General features: G+C 71.7%; 16 protein-coding genes. 3 read left to right on the top strand and 13 right to left on the bottom strand.

All coding sequences use genetic code 11. The annotated features are described in order from the left end of the window. Positions 1-83: 83 nt before the first annotated feature. From amcA to ACX27O_RS01750, 5 genes are all read right to left on the bottom strand, one after another. Positions 84-311 carry a multiple cyclophane-containing RiPP AmcA gene (amcA, locus tag ACX27O_RS01770; protein WP_030332206.1) on the bottom strand — a complete coding sequence of 76 codons (228 nt, stop codon included), beginning with the start codon at positions 309-311 and terminating at the stop codon, positions 84-86. Next, positions 280-1383, bottom strand: coding sequence for a cyclophane-forming radical SAM peptide maturase AmcB (gene amcB / locus ACX27O_RS01765; protein ID WP_458939098.1), 1104 nt, complete (start codon positions 1381-1383; stop codon positions 280-282). The genes amcA and amcB overlap by 32 nt, the downstream gene beginning before the upstream one ends. Before the next feature lie 130 nt (positions 1384-1513). Then, positions 1514-2668, bottom strand: coding sequence for a phosphoribosylformylglycinamidine cyclo-ligase (gene purM, locus ACX27O_RS01760; protein WP_357602913.1), 1155 nt, complete (start codon positions 2666-2668; stop codon positions 1514-1516). A gap of 57 nt (positions 2669-2725) precedes the next feature. After that, positions 2726-4264, bottom strand: a complete 1539-nt coding sequence (purF, locus tag ACX27O_RS01755) for an amidophosphoribosyltransferase (RefSeq protein ID WP_458938845.1) — start codon at positions 4262-4264, stop codon at positions 2726-2728. Between the two features lie 170 nt (positions 4265-4434). Then, positions 4435-4788 (bottom strand): sterol carrier family protein, encoded by a 354-nt coding sequence (locus ACX27O_RS01750; protein WP_458938844.1) that lies wholly within the window; start codon positions 4786-4788, stop codon positions 4435-4437. A 161-nt stretch (positions 4789-4949) separates the two neighbouring features. Here ACX27O_RS01750 and ACX27O_RS01745 point away from each other — a divergent pair, with 161 nt between their 5' ends. After that, complete coding sequence (locus ACX27O_RS01745) at positions 4950-6956, top strand: carboxypeptidase-like regulatory domain-containing protein (RefSeq protein ID WP_458938843.1); 2007 nt, start codon at positions 4950-4952, stop codon at positions 6954-6956. A gap of 356 nt (positions 6957-7312) precedes the next feature. Here the strand turns inward: ACX27O_RS01745 and ACX27O_RS01740 are convergent, their stop codons facing one another. Genes ACX27O_RS01740 through purS form a run of 4 tightly spaced genes read right to left on the bottom strand, consistent with a single transcriptional unit; the run spans position 7313 to position 11741 of the window. Next, a complete protein-coding gene (locus ACX27O_RS01740; protein WP_458939097.1) occupies positions 7313-8068 on the bottom strand; it encodes a 2-phosphosulfolactate phosphatase in 756 nt (251 codons plus the stop codon). A gap of 4 nt (positions 8069-8072) precedes the next feature. Next, entirely contained in the window at positions 8073-10742 is a 2670-nt protein-coding gene (gene purL / locus ACX27O_RS01735) for a phosphoribosylformylglycinamidine synthase subunit PurL (RefSeq protein WP_458938842.1), read from the bottom strand. A gap of 55 nt (positions 10743-10797) precedes the next feature. Beyond that, the gene (gene purQ, locus ACX27O_RS01730; RefSeq protein ID WP_210862630.1) at positions 10798-11481 is read right to left on the bottom strand and encodes a phosphoribosylformylglycinamidine synthase subunit PurQ; all 684 of its coding nucleotides are present in this window, start codon (positions 11479-11481) and stop codon (positions 10798-10800) included. Continuing rightward, positions 11478-11741 carry a phosphoribosylformylglycinamidine synthase subunit PurS gene (purS, locus tag ACX27O_RS01725; RefSeq protein ID WP_030332194.1) on the bottom strand — a complete coding sequence of 88 codons (264 nt, stop codon included), beginning with the start codon at positions 11739-11741 and terminating at the stop codon, positions 11478-11480. Before purS ends, purQ begins: the two co-directional genes overlap by 4 nt. Positions 11742-12097: 356 nt before the next feature. Between purS and ACX27O_RS01720 the strand changes: the two genes are divergently transcribed. Beyond that, on the top strand, positions 12098-12778 hold the full coding sequence (locus ACX27O_RS01720) for a S1 family peptidase (protein ID WP_210866968.1): 681 nt from the start codon (positions 12098-12100) through the stop codon (positions 12776-12778). Between the two features lie 24 nt (positions 12779-12802). Further along, positions 12803-13366, top strand: coding sequence for a YbjQ family protein (locus ACX27O_RS01715; protein WP_081883826.1), 564 nt, complete (start codon positions 12803-12805; stop codon positions 13364-13366). A gap of 114 nt (positions 13367-13480) precedes the next feature. Here ACX27O_RS01715 and purB read toward each other — a convergent pair whose 3' ends face one another. The 4 genes from purB to ACX27O_RS01695 form a co-directional block, all read right to left on the bottom strand. Then, a complete protein-coding gene (purB, locus tag ACX27O_RS01710) occupies positions 13481-14905 on the bottom strand; it encodes an adenylosuccinate lyase (protein WP_458938841.1) in 1425 nt (474 codons plus the stop codon). 61 nt (positions 14906-14966) lie between these two features. Further along, on the bottom strand, positions 14967-17363 hold the full coding sequence (locus ACX27O_RS01705) for a hypothetical protein (RefSeq protein ID WP_210866967.1): 2397 nt from the start codon (positions 17361-17363) through the stop codon (positions 14967-14969). Continuing rightward, positions 17356-18390, bottom strand: coding sequence for a glycosyltransferase family 2 protein (locus ACX27O_RS01700; RefSeq protein ID WP_307857943.1), 1035 nt, complete (start codon positions 18388-18390; stop codon positions 17356-17358). The genes ACX27O_RS01705 and ACX27O_RS01700 overlap by 8 nt, the downstream gene beginning before the upstream one ends. A 159-nt stretch (positions 18391-18549) precedes the next feature. Beyond that, positions 18550-19842: an acetyl-CoA C-acetyltransferase gene (locus ACX27O_RS01695; protein WP_210862532.1), complete on the bottom strand. Its 1293-nt coding sequence runs from the start codon at positions 19840-19842 to the stop codon at positions 18550-18552. Between the last annotated feature and the right edge of the window lie 21 nt (positions 19843-19863).

The following is a 19863-nucleotide window of genomic DNA, read 5'->3' as shown; positions in this document are numbered from 1 at the left end:
TGCAGGTGCAGTCGCCGACGATCAGGGGCCTGGCCCGACCGGAGCCATCCGGCCGCTCGACAGGCCCCTGACAACGGCTCCCCTCAGCGCGGGCGATTGTTCCAGTTGTAGAACGTCGGGATGTTCTCGAAGTGGTTCCAGGCGCAGACAGCGCTGGAGCCGTCTCCGCCCGACACCTCCGCGCGCAGCCGCCGTGCGTCCTCGGCCTCCTGGAGCAGCGCGACGAGCGCAGGGCCCGCGTCCCGCACCCGTTTGGTCACTCCGTCGTCCGCTTCGTGCTCAGGCCGCCGGTGCCTGGTGATCTCGGGCATGCTCCAACACTCCCTCCAATAGGCGGATCTTGCTGTTGCGGCAGTGCTCGGTCTCCGTACCGTCGAAACGCCCCTGCTCGAAGTAGCGGTTGGCGGCATGGCCACCGCCGCAGAAACCGAAGTACGGGCAGGACGTCCGACACGCCTCCACGCCGGCCAGGAACTCCCCCACCCACGGCGTCGCCGCCGCGTCGCCGAGGATCTGCGCCAACGGGGTCGTCAGCACGTTGCCGCTGCTGAAGTCGCCGTAACGGGGATCGGTGAAGCCGGCCAGCTCGGGCGAGAGCACGATCACCGAGCCGTCGTGACCGATCGTCGGGATCGGGTCCAGTTGCCGGGGCAGCAGCCCGTCCGCCGAGTTGTCGAGCACCGCCGCGGCGTAGCGCAACGACCACTCGATCTCGCGGAGGTGGATCCGGGGCTCCCGGCGCCACGCCCCGACCAGCTCCGCCCAGAACGCCGACACCGCCAACGGGTCGTGGCGGTTGTCGCGGGTGTTGACTCCCTCGGTCTCCTCGATGTTGATGCCCAGCACGTCGCAGCCCAACTCGAGGAAGTAGTCGTACAGCTCGGTGGCGAGCCCCGGCTCCGGGCGGGACACCACCGCCAGCGCGGAGAAGGGCAGACCGCGCCGGCGCAGCGCCGCGATGCCGTGCAGGATCCGGTCGTACGCCGGCTGACCGCCCCGGTTGACCCGGTCGCCGTTGCGCGCCCGGGGCCCGTCGACGCTCACGCTCACCCGCATCTCGTGCCGGACGAAGAAGTCGCACCAGTCGTCGTCGATGAGGGTGGCGTTGGTCTGCACATGGTGCTCGACCTCGGGCCCGAACGGCGCGATCAGCTCGGCCAGGTGCTCCCGACCGGCGGCCAGTGGCTCGCCGCCATGCCACACCACCGAGAAACGACCGGTCGCCGCCCACGGGTTCACCGCTGCCGCGACCGCCTCGGCCACCGCCACCGGCATCCGGCGGTCGGCGGCCCGAAACGGCAGGTAGCAGTACGCGCAGTCGAGGTTGCAGAGGGTCGTCGGCTGCATCACGACGTACGACGGGACGGCGGCCAGACCGCGCATCCCGCTGAACGACTGTCCCCGAGCAGCCATCGCCCTCCTCCGCCTAGCCTGAGGGTGCCCTTCAGGCTAGGCGGCATTGGCCACTCGGGTGAAGCCCTGATCAGGTGCCCGTACGATCACCGGAGGGTGATCATCCTCGGGTGTGCTGACCCACCATCTGCACGTTGCCGGTGCCCTCGATGATCTCGCCGGCCTGCCACGCCTCGACCCCACGGCCGGTCAGGGTGGCCAGCGCGCGGTCGGCGTCCTCGGCCGACACGATCGCGAACATGCCGACGCCCATGTTGAAGGTCGACTCCATGTCCTGGTCGTCGATCCGGCCCTTCGTCTGGATCAGATCGAAGATCGGCTGCGGCTTCCAGGTGGACCTGTTGACCACCGCGTCGACGTTCTCGGGCAGCACCCGGACCAGGTTGCCGGGGATGCCGCCACCGGTGATGTGGGACAGCGCCCGCACCTCGGCCTCGGCGATCAGCTTGAGGCAGTCCTTGGCGTAGATCTTGGTCGGGGTGAGCAGCTCCTCACCGAGGGTCCGCTGCCGACCGAAGTCGTCGATCACGATGTCCAGACGCATCCGGGCCGCGCCGAGCAGCACGTGCCGGACCAGCGAGTAGCCGTTGGAGTGCAGGCCGGAGGAGCGCATGGCGATCACCACGTCGCCCACCTCGACCCGGTCGGGGCTGAGGATGTCGGCTTCCTCGACCACGCCCACACCGGTCGCGGAGATGTCGTACTCGTCCGGGCGCAGGACGCCGGGGTGCTCGGCGGTCTCCCCGCCCAGCAGCGCGCAGCCGGCGTAACGGCAGCCGTCCGCGATGCCCGCGCCGATCTCGGCGACCTTGTCCGGAACGACCTCGCCGGTGGCGATGTAGTCGAGCAGGAACAACGGCTCGGCGCCGCAGGCCACCAGGTCGTCGACGACCATCGCGACCAGGTCGATGCCGACCGTGTCGTGAATGTCCATCTGCTGGGCGATCACCAGCTTGGTGCCCACCCCGTCCGTGGAGGACGCCAGGATCGGGCTCTTGTACTTCTTCGTGTCCAGCCGGAACAGGCCGGCGAAGCCACCGAGGTCACCGAGCACCTCGGGGCGACGGGTCTGCCGGACCTTCGACTTGAGCAGCTCCACCGCGCGGTCACCCGCGTCGATGGAGACGCCGGCGTCGGCGTACGAGACCGAGCGTTTGCGCGCTTGACGGCCTGCGCCGCCCGTCCACGGCTGGCGGTCGCCGCCAGCGCCGGTCGGGCTGCTTCCTGCGCCGCTGCGCTCGGACACGTGCGTCACGGTTCTCCCCTTTGGTTCTCGGTGCCGCCGGCGGTAGCCGGGCCGCGCCGGTTGGTGCTACGGGCGGTTTGCGGTAACGCCACCCGGAGTGGCGACGGACGAGCCGTTGGTGGGCAGGACCTCCGGCGTCGAGTTGGCGACGCGTCGGCCCACCCCTTCGAGCACGTGCTTTCCGATCAGGTTGCCGGCCGGCAGCTCGATCGGGTACTCCCCATCGAAACACGCCCGACACAACCGGGTCTTCGGCTGCTCGGTCGCGGCGATCAGGCCGGGAAGGGAAACGAAGCCCAGCGTGTCGGCGCCGATGGAGCGCCGGATGCCGTCGTTGTCCAACCCGTTGGCCAGCAGCTCCGCCCGGGTGGCGAAGTCGATGCCGTAAAAGCACGGCCAGCTCACCGGCGGGGAGGAGATCCGGACGTGCACCTCCAGCGCCCCCGCCTCACGCAGCATCCGCACGATGGCGCGCTGGGTGTTGCCGCGCACGATCGAGTCGTCAACGACCACCAGGCGCTTGCCGCGGACGTTCTCCCGCAACGGGTTGAGCTTGAGCCGGATGCCGAGCTGACGCAGGGTCTGCGACGGCTGGATGAAGGTACGACCCACGTACGGGTTCTTCATCAGGCCGGCGCCGTAGGTGATGCCGGACGCCTCCGCGTAACCGATCGCGGCCGGCGTGCCCGACTCGGGCACCGGGATCACCAGGTCGGCCTCGACCGGGTGCTCCTTGGCCAACTGCCGGCCGATCTGCACCCGCGCTGCATGGATGTTGCGCCCGGCGATCGTGGCGTCCGGGCGGGCGATGTAGACGTACTCGAAGAGGCAGCCCTTCGGCTCCGGCGCGGCGAACCGCGTCGAGCGCAGGCCGTTCTCGTCGATCGCGATCAACTCACCCGGCTCGACCTCGCGCACCACGCTGGCACCGACGATGTCCAGTGCGGCCGTCTCGCTGGCCACCACCCAGCCGCGCTCCAGGCGGCCGAGCACCAGCGGGCGGACACCGTGGGCGTCGCGGGCCGCGTAGAGCGTCGACTCGTCCATGAAGACGAAGCTGAACGCGCCGCGCAGCTGCGGCAGCACCTCCATGGCCGCCGCCTCGACCGACAGATCCGGTCGGCTGGCGAGCAGCATCGTCACGAGGGAGGTGTCGTTCGTCGAGCCGTCCGCGACGAGGCCGCGCTCGGCGACCTCCTTCTCCAGCTCGGCGGTGTTGACCAGGTTGCCGTTGTGGGCCAGCGCGATGGTCGTCCCGGAGGTGGTCGACCGGATCGTCGGCTGGGCGTTCTCCCAGTTCGACGCGCCGGTGGTGGAGTATCGCGCGTGCCCGATCGCCAGGTGACCGCGCAGGCTCGCCAGGGTGGGCTCGTCGAAGACCTGCGCCACCAGGCCGAGGTCCTTGTAGACCACCACGCCGGAGCCATCGCTCACCGCGATGCCCGCCGCCTCCTGGCCGCGGTGCTGCAGGGCGTACAGGCCGAAGTAGGTCAGATTGGCGACCTCTTCGCCGGGGGCCCAGACGCCGAAGACGCCGCAGGCATCCTGGGGGCCAGGTCGTTGGGGATCAAGGTCGTGGCTCAGCCGGCCGTCGCCTCGGGGCACCTACCGCTCCCTCATGCTGGGTCTGGACCGGGCCGGGCGGGGATCACGGGCGGATCCACACCACTCTGCCGGGACCACTGTCGTCGCCTGACAGTGTACGCGAATCGCCGTCAGTACAGAAAGTCACGATTTCCCTGCTGAGCGTCACGCTGAGTGGGATATTGGGACGACTAGAGGGGCAGATACGCCGACAGGTCCGCGCGGTTGCCGCTCATCTGCACGCGACCGTCGGCGACCGCCTCCGCCCAGCCAACCCTGCCGGTCGCCAGCTCCAACCAGGTGTTCGGGGCCATCTCGACCACGTTTGGTGGGTTTCCCCTGGTGTGTCGAGGCCCCGGTACGCACTGGATGGCCCCGTATGGTGGTACGCGCACCTCCACCGATCGGCCGGGGGCGCGCTCCGCGAGGACGGCCAACAACGACCGGACCGCCTCGCGGAACACCGGCCGTTCGGGTGTACGCCCCTCGTCAAGCGCCAACAAGGCGGCCGTAACGGCAGCGGACTTACTGTGCGGAGAGGACACGACGGGACGATACGACCCGCAGGCCAGAGACGCGACGCTGGCCCTGGGTCGCGCTCATGCAGTCGGACAAGGCATAGTTGCCGACGGCGTATTCGTACCGTGATGATCCCCGGCCCGGCGCCCCGCCGGTCAGAGGGAAGTCAGCCCGGAAGGCGGTGGACGTGTCAACACACCGACGTGCCTGGAAGCAGCGGGCCGGTGTGGTCGTAGCGCTGGTTGCCGGCGCTCTGCTCGCCGTCCCCGCCACACCGGCCATGGCCGCGAAGATCAGCACCGCTGACAACTCCGTCACAATTGATGCTGGTAAGAGCAGCAGAGTTAACGTGGTGGTTAGACCCGATGTCGGCGAAGACTCCGCAGACATCGACGTGCAAGGTCTTCCTGACGGCGTCACCTGCGGCGGATGCGGCCCAATCACCTTTGACGAGCCACTCGCGCCGAAGAGCCTGACTCTGACCCTGTCCGCAGCGGCCAACGCGCCCGCAGCTAACGGCACTCAGGCGAAGATCACGGTATCGGGAGGTGACTCCCGCACTCTCCGCGTCACCGTCAAGGCGGCCGCCGCCCCGCCGCCGCCGCAGGTCCAGACCGTGCGGTCGGTCGCCGGCAAGGTGGTGGCGCAGGCGGACGGCAAGGCCGTGCCGAATGCTTTCGTGGTTCTCCAGGACAGCGCCGGTCACCGCTACGACGCCACCAGCAACGGCAGCGGCGACTTCCGGTTCACCGGCACCACCGAAAAGCCGATCTCGCCCGGCCGGCTCGACCTGGGCGCGTCGTTCGACAACATCAAGGCCTTCAAGTCCTTGAACGCGAGCGCCGGGCAGGCCGTCACCGGGCAGCGGCTCAGCCTCGCGATCAGGGTCGAGGTGACGCCCAGCGCCACCCCGTCCGCCACCCCCGAGGCCACTCCGAGCGATGAGCCGGTCGAGGAGGGCACCGAGGAGGAACAACCCACCGAGGAGCCCAGCCAGGGTGCTCCGGCGAACGCCGCGAACACCGAGGACAGCGGCGGCATCGGCTCGTACCTCATCATCCTGCTCGGTGGTCTCCTGGTCGCCGCCGGTGTCGGCACGATCGTGCTGCTCTGGATGAAGCGCCGGGAGAACGGCGACGACGACGCCCCGGACGCCGCTGGTGGCGGCGGTGTGGTGCCGCCCTCGCGGGGCGGATTCCGCGGCGCCGACGACCAGACCCGGGTGGTCGGCGGTCGTCCCGGCGGTGGACCGGACCCGACGATGGTCGGTGGCGCGGCGCTGAGCGAGGCCCCGACGATGATGCACCGCCCGGTGGTCGACGACGTTCCGCCGGACCCGTACGGCGCGCCCGCGCAGGCGTACGGCGGCGCGGGTCAGCAGGGCTGGGGCGGCTCCGGCTACGGCGACGAGCCAGCGCCCGGTGGTTACGGTGCCGGCGGCTACGGCAACGCGCCCGCTTCGGGTGGCGGCTACGGCGCTCCCGGCCCGGAGGGCGGCTACGGCGCCGGTGCGGCCGGTGACGGTTACGGTGCCGCGCCCGGTTCCGGTGCCGGCTACGGCGGCGCGCCCGCCTCTGGCGGCGGCTACGGCAATGCCCCGGCCTCCGGTGGCGGCTACGGCAGTCGTGACTACGACGCCCCGGGCGGCACCGCCGCCTACCCGCCGGCTCCCGCTGGCGGAGCGGCCTACGGCGAGCGGTTCGACGAGCCGACCGGCCGGTACACCGGCGACAGCACCCAGTACCCGGCCCCGGCCGACCCGTACGCCACCGGCGTCTACCAGCCAGATCAGGGGCAGGCGTACGGCCAGCCCGATCCCGCCCCGTACGGTGGTCGCGCCGCTGAGCCGACCGCGGGGTACGGCGGCCCGGAGGCTGGCGGGTACGACCAGGGTGGCTACGGCCAACCGGCCGGCGGGTACGACCAGGGTGGCAGCTACGGCCAGGAGCCTCCGGCGCAGCGCGGCGGCGGCTACGACGACCGTGGCTACGACCAGGGCGGCTATGGCCAGCCCGCCGGCGGGTACGACCAGGGCGGCAGCTACGGCCAGGAGCCTCCGGCGCAGCGCGGCGGCGGCTACGACGACCGTGGCTACGACCAGGGCGGCTACGGCCAACCCGCCGGGCGGAACCGACCGGACACCCCGCCGCCGACCGAGCGCGGCGGTCGCCGCCTCGACTGGCTGGACGACTGACCCCACCACAGCACAGCGAAACGGCCACCCGGAGATCCGGGTGGCCGTTTCGTCGTGGCAGACGGCGGCCGCCGTCCCAGGACCGACCCTGCTCCAGGCCGGCTGTTGCAGCGCCCCTGATCAGCAGTAGATCCACTCGCGTTTCAGGGAGTCGGGGTGTCCCACCGACCCGGACACCCCGATTTCCTGAAACGCGAGTCGATCATGGCCGGCAGCAGACGACCGGTGCGGGCGGGGCCACGGCCTAGCCGACGTCGGCGGACGAGGCCTAGCCGGCGGGGGGGGTAGGCGTCAGGCCTAGCCGACGTCGGCGGACGGCAGGCCTGACTGGCGGGCGACCGGCCTCGCCGGCTCGCTCAGGCGGCGGAGAAGACGCCCTGGTGGAGCACCGGCACCACGTCCGACACGCCGATCCGGACGGCAACCTCCACGTCCGCGGCGAAGCCGGTCTCGGTCAACTCCCGCCCGGAGACGCTGCCCCGCACGGCGGCGGGCACATCCGGGGTGCTCGCCAGCGCGGCGAGCGCCATGGCCGCCTCCACCGACAGCCCACCCGGTACGCCGGAGAGGGCGTCCAGCACCGACGCGGCACCGAGTTGGTCCTCCACCGACGGGCGCAGCGACCCGTCCGGCCACTGCTCCCCCGAGGCGATCACGCCGATCGGGGCGTCCACAGTGCCGTACCCCTGGCGGCGCAGCCAACCCCCGACGGCGCGTGCGTTGCGCAGGCACGCCGCGACCACCGGCAGGCCGGTGGCGCTGGCGGCGGCGCTGATGGCGGAGCCGTTCGGCGAGGGCAGTACGAGGTCCGCCACCACGGGTGCGGTGCTCAGCGCGGCGGGCGAGAGCGACCACGGATGGTCCGGGGTCGTCTGCCGCCGCCCGACGGCAGCGGTCGCGCCGACCCGGACGGCGTACTCGGCGGCCTGCTCACCCCAGGGGAACGGGTGCACCCGCATGCCCCGGGCGACCGCCACCTCCACGGCGGTGGTGAACGACAGAACGTCCACCACCACCAGCGCCGCGCAGACCCGACCGAGCTCGGCCGCCCCGGTCAGCCCCCAGTCGAACCGGGCACCGGATCCGGGTTGGCCGTAGACAGCGGCCGTCAACGCCTCAGCGCTCGTCGGTCGACGGCTCGGTGACACCGGGGTCAGACTCGGACGCCCCAGCGGGCTTTTCTGAGCCGATCGGCTCGACCGCCCCGGTCTCCGGGGAAGGACCCGACGAGGCGATCGGCTCGGAAACCACCTCGGCCGCGTCAACCGGCTCGGCCGGCTCGCCCGGCAGCGGGACGCCCTCGACCGCACCCGCCACACCGGCGGCCGGCGCGGGCACCTCGACGGCCGCCGAACCCCCGAAGAGGCGCGGCAACGTCTCGGTGTGCGCGGCGCGCAGCTCGTCCAGGCCGATCCGGAACTGGCCGTGCACCTCCAGCGCACCGCCCGACGGGTCGGTGACGCCGATCAGCTCGAACGGCACGCCCCGCTCGGCGCAGAGCGCCGCGAACGCCTTGTCGTGGCCACGCGGCACCGAGACCAGCGCCCGCGTGGCGGACTCGCTGAACAGGTACACGAACGGCATCGAGCCCTCGGCGAACTGCTCCGGCACCGCGATCCGGGCGCCGACGCCGCGCCGCAGGCAGGACTCGACCAGGCTCTGGGCGAGGCCACCGTCGGAGAGGTCGTGTGCCGAGCTGAGGTGACCGACGCGGGCCGCCTCGGCCAGCAGCTCGGCCAGCGCCTTCTCCCGCGCGAGGTCGACCTGCGGCGGGATGCCACCCAGGTGCTCGTGCGTCACCCAGGCCCACTCCGAGCCGGACAGCTCCACGTTCGTCTCGCCGAGCAGGTAGAGCTGGTCGTGGTCGCCACCGGCGCGCGGCACGAAGCCCATCGGCACCCGGTCGGCGACGTTGTCCAGCACACCGAGCACGCCGACCACGGGGGTCGGGTGGATGGCCGCGGCACCGGTCTGGTTGTAGAAGCTGACGTTGCCGCCGGTCACCGGGATGCCCAGCTCCAGGCAGCCGTCCGCCAGGCCGCGCACGGCCTCGGCGAACTGCCACATGACGCCCGGGTCCTCCGGGGAGCCGAAGTTGAGGCAGTTGGTCACGGCTATCGGCTTCGCGCCGGTCACCGCCACGTTCCGGTACGCCTCCGCGAGGGCCAGCTTGGTGCCGTTGTACGGGTCCAGTCGGGCGTACCGGCCGTTGCCGTCCACCGACAGCGCCACGCCGAGACCGGTCCGCTCGTCGATCCGGATCACGCCGCCGTCCTCCGGCTGGGCGAGCACGGTGTTGCCCAGCACGTAGCGGTCGTACTGCTCGGTGACCCAGGTCTTGTCGGCCAGGTTCGGCGACGCGATCATGCGCAGCACGGTCTCCCGCAGCGTCTCCGGGTCGGCCGGGCGGGGCAGCGTCTCGGCGCGGTCGGCCTGGAGAAGGATCAGGTCGGCGGGCTCCCGCATCGGGCGGGCGTAGACCGGGCCGTCGTCGACGAGCGAACCCGGCGGCACGTCGACCACCAGGTGGTCCTGCCAGGTGATCAGGAGTCGACCCGGGCGGCCGTCCGGCTCCGGTGCGGTGACCTCACCGATGGCGGTGGCGAGGACGCCCCACTTCTCGCAGGTCTTGAGCACCGCGTCGAGCTTGTCCGGCTCGACGACCAGCAGCATCCGCTCCTGCGACTCGCTGGCCAGGATCTCATGCGGGTCCATGGAGGGCTCGCGCAGCGGGACCCGCTCCAGCCAGACCCGCATGCCGGTGCCGGCGGCGGCGGCGGTCTCGGTGAGCGCACAGGTCAGGCCGGCGCCGCCGAGGTCCTGGATGCCGACGACCAGTTGGCCGTCGTACAGCTCGAGGCACGCCTCGATCAGCAGCTTCTCGGTGAACGGGTCGCCGACCTGCACGGCGGGCCGGCGGGCCTCGCTGCCCTCGTCGAAGGTCGCGCTGGCCAGCACGGACACGCCGCCGATGCCGTCGCGGCCGGTCTTGGCGCCCATCAGGACGACCACGTTGCCGGGGCCGGCGGCGGCCTTGTTCTGCAGGCGGTCGACCGGCAGGACGCCCAGGCAGAGCGCGTTGAGCAGCGGGTTGCCCTGGTAGGAGGGGTCGAAGACCAGCTCGCCACCGATGTTGGGCAGGCCCAGGCAGTTGCCGTAGCCGCCGACGCCGGCGACCACGCCGGTGAGCACCCGGGCGGTGTCCGGGTGGTCCGCGGCACCGAAGCGCAGCGGGTCCATCACGGCGACCGGGCGGGCACCCATGGCGAGGATGTCGCGGACGATGCCGCCGACACCGGTCGCCGCACCCTGGTACGGCTCGACGAAGCTCGGGTGGTTGTGCGACTCGACCTTGAAGGTCACCGCCAGCTCGTCGGAGACCTGCACCACACCGGCGTTCTCACCGATGCCGGCGAGCAACCGGTCGCTCTGCGGGGCCTTCTCGCCGAACTGGCGCAGGTGCACCTTGCTCGACTTGTAGGAGCAGTGCTCGCTCCACATGATCGAGTACATGGCCAACTCGGACTGCGTGGGCCGGCGGCCGAGGATCTGCCGGATCCGGTCGTACTCGTCGTCGCGCAGGCCCAGCTCGGTGTACGGCTGAAGCTCGCCCGGGGTGCCACCGGCGCGCGGCACGGTGTCCACGCCCTCGGCCCAGACTGCGGTGGCCGGCTGGGCGGGAGCGGTCGCGGGCGCGACCGGCTGGGCCGGGCTCGGCTCGGTCGGCTGCGCCGGTGCGGAGTACGCCTCCGGTGTGTCCCGTACCGGGTCCGGATGGGTGGTCATGACCTCTCCTCGCTGCGCTCGGGCCCGCCAGGCCGGCGGTTGAGCTGACCGATGATCATGCTGGTGCCCCGACCAGGTGCTTGAGGGCCGACGTGAAGAAGCCGAGACCGTCCAGCGAAGGGCCGGTGAGCGCCTCCACCGCGTGCTCGGGGTGCGGCATGATGCCGACCACGTTGCCGGCGGCGTTGGTGATCGCGGCGATGTCGCGCTGGGACCCGTTGGGGTTGCCACCGATGTAGCGGGCGACCACCCGGCCCTCGGCTTCGAGCTGGTCCAGCGTCGCGGTGTCCGCGACGTAGCAGCCCTCGCCGTTCTTGACCGGAATCAGCACCTCCTGGCCGGGCTGGAACGCGTTGGTCCACGCCGTGCCGGCCGACTCGATGCGCAGGACCTGGTCCCGGTTGCGGAAGTGCAGGTGCTGGTTGCGGGTGAGCGCACCGGGCAGCAGGTGCGCCTCGCAGAGGATCTGGAAGCCGTTGCAGATGCCGAGCACCGGCAGACCGCCCCGGGCGGCATCCACGATCGTCTCCATCACCGGAGCGAACCGGGCGATGGCACCGCACCGCAGGTAGTCACCGTAGGAGAACCCGCCGGGCAGGACGACCGCGTCGACCCCGTGCAGCTGCGGGTCACCGTGCCAGAGCCGGACCGGCTCAGCGCCGGCGATCCGGACGGCCCGGGCCGCGTCCCCGTCGTCGAGCGAGCCGGGGAAGGTGACCACACCGACCCGGGCGGTCACGAGCGGGCATCCGCGGTCTCGTCGGCCTCGACCAGGCGGACGGTGAAGTCCTCGATGACCGGGTTGGCGAGCAGTTTGTCGGCAATTTCCCGAGCGCGGTCCAGGTCCGGTTCACCGGTGAACTCGATCTCGATCCGCCTGCCGATCCGAACCGAGGCGACGTCACTGACGCCGAGCCGGGGCAGCGCGTTTGCGACGGCCTGGCCCTGCGGATCGAGGATCTCGGGCTTGAGCATGACGTCGACGACGACGCGAGGCACTGGGCACTCCTGACTGTGTACGCAGTTGGGTGCCGACCCACAATGGGCGAGCGCAGCCAGCGTACCTGGCAGATATCGCCGCGGGCGCACCGGCCGGCTGGAGTTCAGGCAGTGCTCAACACTATCGGCGCCCAGGGTGGCCCGTCAGGCGCTACAGGTGGCCTCAGCAGGACATATACGGCGCTGCGGGTGGCTGAATCGTTACATTGATCAAACTCGATCAGGTCCTTGATAATGATCGCGGCGGGACCTACTGTACATCGACGTAGGTCGATTCATGCGTCCACGGGAATCCCCGTTGCCGCCCCATCCGCACCCGGCGACCCCGGGTCCGCCCCGCCCAAGGAGTCCACCCGATGCGCATCCGCCCCCTGCTCGCCGTCCTCAGCACCGCACTGGTCGGCGCCCTCGGCGTCACGTCCGCAGCGTCCGCCGCCCCGGTCAGTCCACTCATCATCGGCGGCAGCACCGTCTCGTCCGCGCCCTGGGCCGCCGCGGTGCTCAGCAACGGCTCGTTCACCTGCTCCGGCAGCGTCATCGCCGCGCAGTGGGTGCTCACCGCCCGGCACTGCATCAGCGGCACCATGTCGGTGCGCATCGGAAGCGTGAACCGCACCTCCGGCGGGGTCACCCGCACGGTCAGCGCCACCTACACCCGCTACGACCTCGCGCTCATGCGGCTCTCCAGCACCGTCAGCACCTCGGCGGTGAGCCTGGCCAGCAGCAACCCGCCGATCAACTCGACGAACTCGATCTACGGCTGGGGCATGACCTGCTACAGCGGCTGCTCGGCGTCCACCCAGCTGAAGACCGCCAGCGTCCGGGTGACCAGCAACAGCGTCACCGACGCGTACGGCGGCCAGGCGATCCGCAGCACCCGGATCAACGGCAACGCCTGGCGCGGTGACTCCGGCGGCCCGCAGTTCTACAACGGCCAGCAGGTCGGCGTCGCCTCCACCGCCGACGGGTCGAGCATCCAGAACTACGGCAGTGTTGCGTACAACCGGGCCTGGATCACCTCGGTGGCCGGTGTCTGACGGTTAGCGCCCGGCGCGGCGCGGATGGTCGGCCACGTGCCGGCCGTCCGCGCCGCGCTGTTTTGCAGCATCCGATCAGGTGAACAATGCACACGATCGGGTCGCGCCACTCCTGACAGCATCGGAAACGTGCTGGTCGTGACGACAGAGCAACTGCCCGGCTACGAGATCCGCCAGATTCTCGGTGAGGTGGTGTCATCGATGGCCAGGACGCGCAACCCGTACCGCGAGGGGGTCAAGAACCTGCGCGGCGGCGCGTACGACCCGATGGCCCCGGACAACCTGACCCGGTGGCGCACCGACTCGGTGGCCCGCCTCGGCGAGGAGGCCCTGCGGCTCGGCGCGAACGCGGTGATCGGCATGCGATTCGACAGCCGGGACTGCGGCGAGATGTGGATGGAGATCTGCGCGTACGGGACGGCCGTGGTCGCCGTACCCAAGATGCCCGAGGTCATGCCGGCCGACCAGCCGGCGGTCGCCGCGGAGACCGCGGAGCCGGCGGGCTTCACCGGATCTCCCGGCGGCATCGCCGAACCGGCCAGCGCCCCCAACCTGAGAACCGCCGCCGAAACCCCAACCGGCGACTAACGCCCACCACCCCTGCCCTGTTGATCAAGAGGTTTCGGTCACCAGGGAGATCGAAGTTGACGCAAACCTCTTGATCACCGCGACAGGGTGGGGGGTGGGGTGGGGTGGTGGGGGTCAGAGGATGGGGGGTGGGCTGTAGGTGGCGGCGTCGGGGTGGGCTTCCACCACCTTGGTGATGCGCTTTGTCACCGCTGCCACCTGGGCCTGGGCGGCACCGACGAAGGCGTTGCGGTCGGCGACCAGGGTGTCGATGTCGGCGCGGGACAGGCCGAGCCGGCCGTCCGCCGCCAGGCGGTCGAAGAGGTCGTTCTCCGGTGCGCCCTTCTCGCGCATCGCCAGCGCCACCGCCACCGCGTGCTCCTTGATCACCTCGTGGGCGACCTCCCGGCCGACGCCCCGACGGACCGCCGCGACCAGGATCTTCGTGGTGGCCAGGAAGGGCAGGAACCGCTCCAGCTCCCGGTTGATCACCGCCGGGTACGCGCCGAACTCGTCGAGCACGGTGAGGAACGTCTGGAACAGCCCGTCGGCGGCGAAGAACGCGTCCGGCAACGCCACCCGGCGGACCACCGAGCAGGACACGTCCCCCTCGTTCCACTGGTCACCGGCCAACTCGCCGACCATCGACAGGTAACCCCGGATGATCACGGCGAAGCCGTTCACCCGCTCCGACGAGCGGGTGTTCATCTTGTGCGGCATCGCGCTCGAACCGACCTGACCCGGCTTGAAGCCCTCGGTCGCCAGCTCCTGGCCGACCATCAACCGGATCGTGGTGGCCAGCGACGACGGCGCGGCGGCGGTCTGTGCCAGCGCGGCCAGCACGTCGAAGTCGAGTGAACGCGGATAGACCTGCCCGACACTGTCCAGCACCCGGGAGAACCCCAGGTGCTCGGCGACCCGCCGCTCCAACTCGGCCACCTTGTCGGCGTCGCCGTCGAAGAGGTCGAGCTGGTCGGCTGCCGTGCCGACCGGTCCCTTGATCCCCCGCAGCGGGTAGCGGGCGATCAGCTCCTCCAGCCGGTCGTACGCGATCAGCAGCTCCTCCGCCGCCGACGCGAAGCGCTTGCCCAGCGTGGTGGCCTGGGCGGCGACGTTGTGCGAACGGCCGGTCATCACCAGCTCGGAGTGCTCGTACGCCAGGAAGGCGAGCCGGGCCAGGGTGGCCACCACCCGGTCGCGGATCAGCTCCAGCGAGGCGCGCACCTGTAGCTGCTCGACGTTCTCGGTGAGGTCCCGGGAGGTCATCCCCTTGTGCACGTGCTCGTGCCCGGCGAGCGCGCTGAACTCCTCGATCCGGGCCTTCACGTCGTGCCGGGTGACCCGCTCCCGCTGCGCGATCGAGGCGAGGTCGACCTGGTCGAGCACCCGCTCGTACGCCTCGACCACGCCGTCCGGCACCGGCACGCCCAGGTCGCGCTGGGCGCGGAGCACGGCGAGCCAGAGCCGCCGCTCCATCCGGACCTTCTCCTCCGGGGACCAGAGGGCTGCCAGTTCGGGCGAGGCGTACCGGTTGGCCAGCACGTTGGGGATCGTCGTCACGTACCTCATTGTCCCGCACCCGCTGGTGGACGCCGGGACCGGGCCGGGGGTGCTCAGGTCGTCACTGGCGGTTCAGCTCGTAGACGGTGACCGGGCCGGCGACCAGCCGGACCTGCGCCAACCCGGCCAGCTCCGCCGACACCGCGCCCGCCCGGCTGTCGGCGAAGAGCCACCGGACCCCGTGCTCGGTGCGGAGCCGGTCCAGGTCCGCCCGGGTCGGCCTGCTGAACACCCCGTCGTTGAGCGCGAGCAACGCCTGATCGGGGAAGCTCTGTCGGGCGTACCCGAGGTTCTCGACGCCGTGCGCGGCCACCACCTCGTCGGTGTAGCCCCAGCTCTCCACCACCGTGCGGTGCCCGCCCAGGCCGGTCACCCAGAACGCGCGGGCGTCGCAGTGCGGGGTGGTCCGCACCGGCCGACAGTGCACGTTGGTGGCGACCACGTCGTCGTCGGCGGCGTTGTCGTCCAGCCACAGCGCCGCGCGCATCTCGTCGGCGGTCAGCGCGTACGCCTGCGGCACGGTCGCCGGCACCGGCTCGGTCAGCACCGAACGGACGGTCCCGCCCACGACGACGGCGGCGCTGGCACCGAGCATCGCCGCGGTCACCCCGGCCAGGGCGATCGCCGCCGCCCGCCGACGACCCGCCGGGGCTGCCCGCCCCGGGACCGACGACGGGACGCGGCGCCGCCACAGGGCGGCCACCCCGACGGCGAGCGCGGCGGCCACCGCCACGAACAGCACGTACCGGGCCGCCGAGAGACCCAGCACCCGCAGCCAGCCCTCGACGGTCGAGGTGGTGGGGGTGCCGGGACGGCTGATCCTAGGCACGGCGAAGCCCACCACCGTGCCGGCCGTGGCGAGCCCCGCCAGCGCGCCGGCCACGGCGGGCACCACCAGCACCGGCCAGGGCGCCCGCGCCTGGGCGAGGGACCAGGTGGTCAGCACGACACCGACCGGGATGACCCCCATCCAGAAGTAGATCTGACTGATCGACGGGTGCTGGAACACCCAGGTGGCTCCCGCCCCGGCCAGTACCGTGCCGGCGAGCAGCCAGACGGCCGGATCGGCCCGGTGCCCACCGTCGACGAGCAGGCCCATGCCCACCCACCGGGGCGTCTGACCCAGCACCCACCAGGCGACCACGGCGAACGCCAGCAGCCAGCCGAGAACACCGCCGTCGTTGATGCCCGGCGGCAGCGGCGCGCTCGGCCAGATTCCGTCACCCGTGCCGAGGGTCTCCGCGTACGGGGCGATGAAGTGCAGCAACGCCAACGCCTGCACGCGCAAGGTGCCCGCCCCGCCACCGGCGAACAGCCGGAAACCGAGCGCCATCGCCGCCACCAGGCAGGCCAGCGCCACCAGTGCCGGTCGGGGGACCTGTCGCCTGCGCCACCAGAACACGACGACGGTGAGACCCAGGCCGGCGATCAGCGGCGGCACCGCGCTGGACTTCGCCCCGGCACAGACCAGCCCGAGCACCGGAACCAGCGGCCAGGCCGCGCCGAGGGACCGCCCCCGGGCCACGTCGACGACCAGCCCGGCGAGCAGCAGCAGCGGCACCAGCGCGTACGTCTGGGAAGGGCTGGCGTATGACAGTGGCATCTCGCCGGATACGCCGACTGGCGAGCCGAGCGTGACAGTGCTCCCGGTGAAGGCGGCGAGGGCGGCCACCGGACCGGCCCAGACGGCCCCGCTCAGGTCGCGGGCGAGCCCGGCCGCGAGCAGCACCGCCGTACCGATCACCGGCACCAGCCAGAGTCGCAGCAGCACCACCGCCGGCGAGATTCCGGTGATCATGCTGCCGCTGGCGATGTGCGCGTCGGACAGGTAGTGGTAGCGCAGCGCCTCCCCGGCGACGTGCGGCAACTCGAACGGCATCGCCCGGGTCAGCTCCTGCACCAGACCCAGGTGGTAGAGCACGTCCTGGTAGTAGCTGCCGTACACCGGCGGCAGCGGAACCATCCGCCACTGGGTGTAGCCCCAGGCCAGCACCAGCAGCAGCGCCGCTCCCATCCCCCAGTGCCAGGCCAGCGGCAGTGGACGGCGCCCGCCGACCCGCCAGTGCCGGCGCAGCCGGGGGACGGCGGCGAACGCGACGAGGACGGGCAGCGGCCACCACCGCAACAGGGACTGCTGACCGGTCGCGGCGGCCAACGCCCAGGCGATGATCTCCAACAGCAGGCCGGTGGCCGCGCCGTAGCCGAGGTCCTCCGGGAGGTTGCCCCGGCTGCCGCGCAGCGCGCGGTGCACCAGGGTCCCGGGAAGCACCAACGCGAGGACCCAGTACGCGCCGAACCGCGCGACGTCCAGGGTGGGCACGCCGCCGCGCGACCAGGCCACGAGCAGCGCGGCGATCACCAGCGCCCACGGGAGCGTGCTGAGCAGCGGCACGAGAACGGTCCGGCGCGACGTCGGGGTCGGGGTGTCGATCCGCTCGGCCACCAGGGTGTCAGCCACGGACGCCGACCACCGAATCGAAGCTCGGCGTACGGTCGTCGCCCCGTGCGACGGGCTTCGCACCCGCGGGCTCATCCCGCTCGTCCCGGGAGTCGAACCCGATGTGGAACGCGGGCCGGTTCTGCACCGTGGCGTAGATCCGGCCGACGTAGTCACCCAACAGGCCGAGGCAGATCAACTGCACCCCACTGAGCAGCAGCACCGCGACGAACATCGACGTCCAGCCGGGGATGGTGGCGCCGGAGACGTGCACGACCATGCCGAACACGATCAGCGCGAGGCAGAGCAGGAAGCTGGACATCCCCAGCCAGGTGGCCAGGCGCAGCGGCGCGGCGGAGAAGTTCGCGGTGCTCTCCCAGGCCAGGGCCATCATCCGGCGCAGCGGATACTTCGTCTCGCCGGCGGCGCGGGCCTCCCGGTCGTAGCGCACCTCGGCGCTGGGGAAGCCGAGCGACGGCACCAGCAGCCGATAGACCGGGGCGCGTTCGGGCAACCGGCGCAGCACCTCGATCACGTCCCGGCTGAGCAACCGGAAGTCGCCGGCCTGCGCGGGCAGGTCGACGCCGACGAGCCGGCGCATCGCCCAGTAGTAGCCGCGGGCGGTGTTGCGCTTGAACATCGTGTCGGTGCTGCGGTCGGCGCGAACGCCGTAGACGACATCCACCCCGTCCTCGCGGGCCACCCGGAGCATCTCGGCGATGGTCTCCGGCGGATCCTGGAGATCGGCGTCGAGGCTGACCACCCACTGGCCGACGGCCCGGTGCAGGCCGGCGGTCAACGCCGCCTGGTGGCCACTGTTGCGCCGCAGCCGGAGCACCCGCAGTTGCGGCCACTCCCGGCCGTGGTCGAAGAGCGCCGACACGGTGTCGTCCCGGCTGCCGTCGTCGACGGCGACCACCTCGTAGTCGACGGCGAGCGCGTCGAGCACCGGTCGCAGCCGGGCGACCAGCGCTGGGATGACCGCAGCCTCGTTGAACATCGGGATGACCACCGAGAGGGTGGTCGTCCGGCTGAGGGCTGACTCCACGGTGACACGCCCCGTTCCGCACGCAGGAGTGAGCAGTTCCCGCGCCGGGAGCGCGGCAACGATCACGATCGCGTGGTAAACCCTCGGCCAGCGGACCAACTCCTGAACGGTCCGTTAACGCCCGCCGGCAGGCGTCCCGATAAGGGACGGACCGTGCGTTCAGCGCTCCAGGATGGCTGTCACGCCCTGACCGCCGGCGGCGCAGATGGAGATCAGCCCGCGTCCGCTGCCCTTCTCGGCCAGCAGTTTGGCCAGTGTGGCAACGATCCGCCCGCCGGTGGCGGCGAACGGGTGCCCGGCGGCCAGCGACGAGCCGTTGACGTTGAGCCGGTCGGTGTCGACCGCGCCCAGCGGCGCGTCCAGGCCGAGCCGGTCCTTGCAGAACTCCGGCGACTCCCAGGCGGCGAGGGTGGCCAGCACCTGCGACGCGAACGCCTCGTGGATCTCGTAGTAGTCGAAGTCCTGCAACGTCAGGCCGGCGCGGGCCAGCATCCGGGGGACCGCGTACGCGGGTGCCATCAGCAGGCCCTCGTCGCCGTGGACGAAGTCCACAGCCGCCGTCTCCGACCAGCTGAACCAGGCCAGCACCGGCAGGTTGTGCGCCGCCGCCCACTCCTCGCTGGCCAGCAGCACAGTGGATGCGCCGTCGGTGAGGGGCGACGAGTTGCCGGCGGTCATGGTGGCGTGCTCGGCGTCCGGGCCACGGGTGCCGAAGACCGGCTTGAGCGAGCCGAGCTTCTCCACGCTGGTGTCCGGGCGCAGGTTCGCGTCGCGGGTCAGCCCCAGGTACGGCGTCATCAGGTCGTCGAAGAAGCCCCTGTCGTACGCGGCGGCGAGCCGCTGGTGCGAGCGCAGCGCCAGCTCGTCCTGGGATCGCCTGTCGATCTGCCACCGCACTGCGGTTCGGGCGGCGTGCTCACCCATGGACAGGCCGGTACGCGGCTCGGCGTTGCGCGGGATGTCCGGCTTGAACGGCTGGAGCGGGCGCAGCTTCGCCGCGATCTTGAGCCGTTCGCCCAGGGTGCGGGCGCTGTTGAGCTTGAGCAGCGTGCGGCGCATCTCCTCGTTGACGGCGAGCGGGGCGTCGGAGGTGGTGTCCACGCCGCCGGCGATGCCCACGTCGAGCTGGCCGAGGGCGATCTTGTTGGCGACCAGGATCGTCGCCTCCAGGCCGGTGCCGCACGCCTGCTGGATGTCGTACGCCGGGGTGTGCGGGTCGAGCCGGGAGCCGAGGACGACCTCGCGGGTGAGGTTGAAGTCGCGGGAGTGCTTGAGCACCGCTCCGGTCACCACCTCGCCGACCCGCTGCCCGGCCAGGCCGTAGCGGGCGACCAGGCCGTCGAGCGCCGCGCCGAGCAGGTCGGCGTTCGACGCGTCCGCGTAGCGGGAGTTGGAACGGGCGAAGGGGATGCGGTTGCCCCCGATGACCGCGACCCGCCGGATGCTCTGCACGATCCGCCTCCTCAAGATGTG

It is taken from the genome of Micromonospora sp. SD19, from assembly GCF_054462275.1.
This window is presented reverse-complemented; position numbering and strand designations above follow the sequence as displayed.